The sequence below is a fragment of the Nocardioides sp. genome (assembly GCF_031422975.1).
Classification (GTDB): domain Bacteria; phylum Actinomycetota; class Actinomycetes; order Propionibacteriales; family Nocardioidaceae; genus Nocardioides.
This window is the reverse complement of sequence record NZ_JANPEO010000117.1, coordinates 1-4,779: the sequence shown is the minus strand read 5'-3', so window position 1 is coordinate 4,779 and position 4,779 is coordinate 1. Positions and strand designations below refer to the sequence as shown.

Annotated in this window: 7 protein-coding genes; 1 reads left to right on the top strand and 6 read right to left on the bottom strand. The window is 71.4% G+C overall.

Translation table 11 applies throughout. From position 1 onward, the window contains the following. The coding region (locus RMO85_RS03775; RefSeq protein ID WP_310526564.1) for an LOG family protein at positions 1 to 399 on the top strand (399 nt) is incomplete at its 5' end. Between the two features lie 173 nt (positions 400 to 572). On the opposite strand, the gene RMO85_RS03770 is transcribed toward RMO85_RS03775, so the two are convergent. The 6 genes from RMO85_RS03770 to RMO85_RS03745 all read right to left on the bottom strand — a co-directional run. Then, positions 573 to 1,805, bottom strand: coding sequence for a glycosyltransferase family 1 protein (locus RMO85_RS03770; protein ID WP_310526563.1), 1,233 nt, complete (start codon positions 1,803 to 1,805; stop codon positions 573 to 575). A 77-nt stretch (positions 1,806 to 1,882) separates the two neighbouring features. After that, entirely contained in the window at positions 1,883 to 3,010 is a 1,128-nt protein-coding gene (gene rlmN, locus RMO85_RS03765; protein ID WP_310526562.1) for a 23S rRNA (adenine(2503)-C(2))-methyltransferase RlmN, read from the bottom strand. 41 nt (positions 3,011 to 3,051) lie between these two features. Continuing rightward, on the bottom strand, positions 3,052 to 3,411 hold the full coding sequence (locus RMO85_RS03760; protein WP_310526561.1) for a hypothetical protein: 360 nt from the start codon (positions 3,409 to 3,411) through the stop codon (positions 3,052 to 3,054). Between the two features lie 4 nt (positions 3,412 to 3,415). Continuing rightward, complete coding sequence (locus tag RMO85_RS03755) at positions 3,416 to 3,943, bottom strand: histidine phosphatase family protein (RefSeq protein ID WP_310526560.1); 528 nt, start codon at positions 3,941 to 3,943, stop codon at positions 3,416 to 3,418. After that, positions 3,940 to 4,494, bottom strand: coding sequence for a hypothetical protein (locus RMO85_RS03750; protein WP_310526558.1), 555 nt, complete (start codon positions 4,492 to 4,494; stop codon positions 3,940 to 3,942). Before RMO85_RS03750 ends, RMO85_RS03755 begins: the two co-directional genes overlap by 4 nt. Then, positions 4,491 to 4,779, bottom strand: a 289-nt coding sequence (locus tag RMO85_RS03745) for a sugar nucleotide-binding protein (RefSeq protein WP_310526556.1), incomplete at its 5' end; no start/stop codon positions are given. The genes RMO85_RS03745 and RMO85_RS03750, both read right to left, overlap by 4 nt.

The window sequence follows — 4,779 nt, the reverse complement described above, 5'->3', positions numbered from 1 at the left end:
GTTGCCGGGCTGGTAGAGGTATCCCGCGCCGGCGTCGACTCGCTCGGCATCCCGACCTGGCACTACGGCCACGAGCCGCCGAACCCGTTCGCGACGGCGATCGCGAAGTACGTCCGCAACGCCACCCGCGAGGCGATCCTGCTCGAGGTGTGCGACGCGGGGATCGTGTTCCTGCCCGGCGCCGGTGGGACGGTGCAGGAGATCTTCCAGGACGGCTGCGAGAACTACTACGCCGACGAGTCGTCGGTCGCACCCATGGTGCTTGTCGGGGTGGAGCACTGGACGACGACGGTGCCCGCCTGGCCGCTGCTCAGGTCGCTGGCGCAGGGGCGCGCGATGGAGCCGCACGTCCACCTCGTCGACACGGTCGAGGAGGCTGTGGAGCTGCTGGCGCGATGACGGTGGACAAGGCGTGGGCCGACCGACGGGGCGCTCAACCAACCAGACGCACAACGCGGCCCACGGCGGCCCGTCCACGAACTGGCGGCGCACGACAGGTGAATGGCCGATCTGACTGTCGGCCGCCGCCAGTTGACAAAGAGCGCGGAGGAGGTCGCGAGCGGCGTAGGACCTCAGCCCACCCGACGCTTCGCCGCACGCTCGAGCCGGCTCCCGCAGACCTCGCGGTAGTGCTCGACGAGCCGGTCGTTGACCGCCTGCCACGAGCGCCCCTGGACGCTGCGGTGGGCGGTGGCGGCGACCTGCGCGCGGAGGTGCGGGTCGTCGACCAGCCGGACGACGTACGCCGCCAGCTCGGTGCCGTTGCCGGGCTGGTAGAGGTATCCCGCGCCGGCGTCGACGACGTCGATGGGACCACCGGCGCGCGGGGCGACCACCGGGACCCCGCTGGCGAGCGCCTCCTGGGCGGACTGGCAGTAGGTCTCGTGGCGACCGGTGTGCGCGAACACGTCGAGCGTGGCGTAGGCCCGGCTCAGCTCCTCGCCGTGGAGGACGCCGAGGAAGGCGGCACCGGGCAACAGGTCGCGCAGTCGCGCCTCCTCCGGACCGCCACCCACGATCACGAGCCGCACGCCGGCGAGCCGGTCGACATGGGCGAGCAGCTCGAGCTCCTTCTCGGGTGCGAGCCGTCCGACGTAGCCGACGAGGGCCTCGCCGTTCGGCGCGAGCTCCTGGTGGAGGCGTTCGGAGCGGTAGCCCGGGTCGAACATCTCGAGGTCGACGCCACGCGGCCACCGAGCCAGCCCCGGGATCTGCATCTCCTCGAGCTGTCGAACGGATGCGGTCGAGGGGGCGAGCGTGCGGTCGACGGCGACGTGGATCATCCGCGTCAGCCTGGACATCGCGGCCGTGCCACCGGCGATGCCGTAGCGCTCGGCGAAGCCGACGAGGTCGGTCTGGTAGATCGCCACCGTGGGGATGCCGAGCTCGCGAGCGGCCTTCGCAGCCTGGTAGCCGAGCGTGGCCGGTGACGCGATGTGGACGACGTCGGGCTGGAAGCGCAGCATCACCGCGCGGAGCCGACGACGCGTCTCGAGCCCGATCCGGAAGTCCTGGTAGAACGGCAGGCTCGCACCGCGGGCGATGGTGACGGGGAAGCCGGCATACGACGCCGGACCGGTCGGGGCGAAGACCTCCGCGACGTGGCCCTCGGCCGCGAGGTGCTCCAGCACGCGGCGCACGGAGTTGGTGACGCCGTTGACCTGTGGCAGGAACGACTCGGTCACGACCAGCACCCGCAGCCGATCGGGATCGGTGCGCCGCGACTGGAGCGGGATCAGGTTGGACCGGGAGAAGGTCGTGTTGGAGACGGCAGCTTGTCGATCGGTTCGTCGCAACGTGGCCATGACCGCACCATGGCGGCGCGGTCACAACAGTGCGGGTGGCCCGTGCAGACGACACGTGAACACCGTCCGACGGGGTGCTACTCCGCCGCGGCGAGCTGCCCGCAGGCCCCGTCGATCTCGCGGCCGCGCGTGTCGCGGACGGTCGTGGAGATGCCCTTGGCCTCGAGACGGCGCACGAACTCGCGCTCGTCCAACGGGTCGCTGGCGGTCCACTTGGAGCCGGGCGTGGGGTTGAGCGGGATGAGGTTGACGTGCACCCAGCCCCAGTCGCCGTACGAGTTGAGGACGTCGCCGAGCAGGTCGGCACGCCAGGCCTGGTCGTTGATCCCGCGCATCATGGCGTATTCGATCGACACCCGACGCTTGGTCTTCGCGGCGTAGTTCCACGCCGCGTCGACGGTCTCGGCGACCGAGTAGCGGGTGTTGATCGGCACCAGCTCGTTGCGGAGCTCGTCGTCGGGAGCGTGCAGGCTCAGCGCGAGGGTCACCGGGATGCCCTCCTCGGTGAGCTGGTTGATCCGCGGCACGAGGCCGACGGTGGAGACGGTGATGCCGCGTGCGCTCATGCCCAGTCCGGCCGGAGACGGGTCGACGAGGCGGCGTACGGCGCCGATGACCGCCTTGTAGTTGGCCAGCGGCTCGCCCATCCCCATGAACACGACGTTGGACACCCGCCCCGGGCCGCCGGCAACCTCGCCGCGGGCCATGGAGCGCGCACCGGCGACGACCTGCTCGACGATCTCGGCGGTCGACATGTTGCGCTGCAGGCCACCTTGTCCGGTTGCGCAGAACGGGCAGGCCATGCCGCAGCCGGCCTGGCTGGAGACGCAGACCGTCGCGCGGTCCGGGTAGCGCATCAGCACGGACTCGACGAGCGCGCCGTCGAAGAGCTTCCACAGCGTCTTGCGGGTCGTGCCCTTGTCGGCCTCCAGGGTGCGCAGCGGCGTCATCAGGTGCGGCAGCAGGGCACTGACGAGCTCGGCGCGCTGCCCGGCGGGCAGGTCCGTCATCTCGGCGGGGTCGTCGACGAGGCGGCCGAAGTAGTGGGTGGAGAGCTGCTTGGCCCGGAAGCCCGGCAGCCCCATCTCGGTCAGCAGGTCCTTGCGCCCGGCTTCGTCGAGGTCAGCGAGGTGACGCGGCGGCTTCTTGCGGCCGCGCGGTTCGTCGAAGACGAGGGGCAGGGTCTTGATGGGTTCGTGGGACATCGCTCCGCGATCCTCCCACCCGGCCCTCGGAAACGGCGAACTCAGCTGGCGTCGTACTGGACCATGAAGTAGACGACCAGCGAGGCCACGCCCAGGACGACGAGGGCCGTGATGGCCATCCCGATCACCATGAAGACCGCGAAGCGGCGGGTCTTGCGCTTCACGAGCAGGAAGATCGGCAGCGCCAGACCGAAGAGCACGAAGGGGAACAGCTCCTCGGCGGTCTCGGTGGAGAACACTGCCCGGAGGATCGCTGCGAACGCGCCCGGGAGCGCCGTCACGAAGAGCATCCCGGAGAAGAAGCCGGTGAGTGCGGCGAACGTCGGGTGGCTGCGGTGCCACCAGTTGCGCGGCTCCCCGACCGGCTGGGCGGTCTCGGTGGTCGTGTCGGGCGCGCTCATGGGTTCATCGTAGGCGGGTCGGCACCGTGATCACGTCGGGCATGCCGAGTGACCTCCACCTCACGAGATCGGGTTCGTGGTCGGTCAGGTCGGCCACGAGCAGCGTCCAGGCGGTCCCGTGACCGACCAGGACGACGTCCATGTCACCGCTGAGGCCGCCGTGCACGTCGAGGATGCGGCGTACGGCGGGGACGAGTCGCGCACGGGTCGTGCTGAGGGGCTCCCAGCCCGGCGCAGCGGGCCGGTCCGGCTGCGCGAAGGCGGCGGCCACGCGGTCGTGGAAGTCGTCGAGCAGCCCGGTCGCCCGCTCCTGCTCGCGCAGCTCGTCGATGATCCCGACGTCGCTGTCGGTGAGCAGCTGGGCGGTCTGCTGCGCCTTGGGCTCGGGTGAGCAGAACCACGCCGCGCGACTCGGCAGCCGGTCCCGCAGCGCCCACACCTCGACGAAGCCGGCCGGATCGAGCTCCCACTCGGCGGCCGGCCGGTCCGGCTCGATGACGGGCCGGCCGTGCCGGACGAGATGGAGGGTCATGGCGTCCGCCGCCCCCGGCACGCGAGCGCCAGACCGGCGAGCAGCGCGCCCACTGTGCCGAGCGCCTCGTCACCGAGCGTGTCCTGGTAGGCCCCGTCGAGCTCGACGCCACGGCGGATGAAGGTCCACCACTCCCCCAGCTCCCAGCCGATCGCGAGGAGCGCGCCCAGCCCCGTGATCAGCAGGACCTGCAGCCAGGCCGGCCTCAGGTGCGGGACCAGGAGCAGGCCGAGACCGCCGCACAGCAGCCCCCAGCTGACGAAGTGCATCAGGTCGTCCCACCACACGACGGCGTCGAAGAGGTCGAGCGTGTTGCCGGTGACGTCGAGCAGGAACGGCGACCAGATCAACGCGACCGCGCCCCAGCGCATCTGCTTGCCGCGGTGCGTCCACCACCACACCAGCGGCGGGACCGCCATCAGCGCGGGATAGGAGAGCAGGCGGTAGCCGAAGCCCTTGCCGTCGTACTGCTGCAGGCCGCTGAAGGCGCCGACGGCGAGCTGGACGACGGTGAGGGCGGCGATCGCCCAGGCGATCCCGCGGGTCCTCACAGGAACTCCTCCGCCCCGCGCAGCCGAGTGTTCAGCACCTGGGAGGCCCTGGTCGAGTCGAGGCGTACGTCGATGGGCCCCGGCACCCGCGCGGCGGCCCTGCTCGTGCCCCTCAGCGACGCGGGGTCCAGCCCGTCGCGGCGCGCGATGAGGCGACCGAGCTCCAGCCTGCTCGTCGCCTGGGCCCCGGCCACGTGCAGCACCCCCTGCAGGTCGTTGCCGGCGAGCTCGACCAGCGCAGCGGCCAGGTCGGTGACGTGGACGGGACAGCGCTGCTCGTCGTCG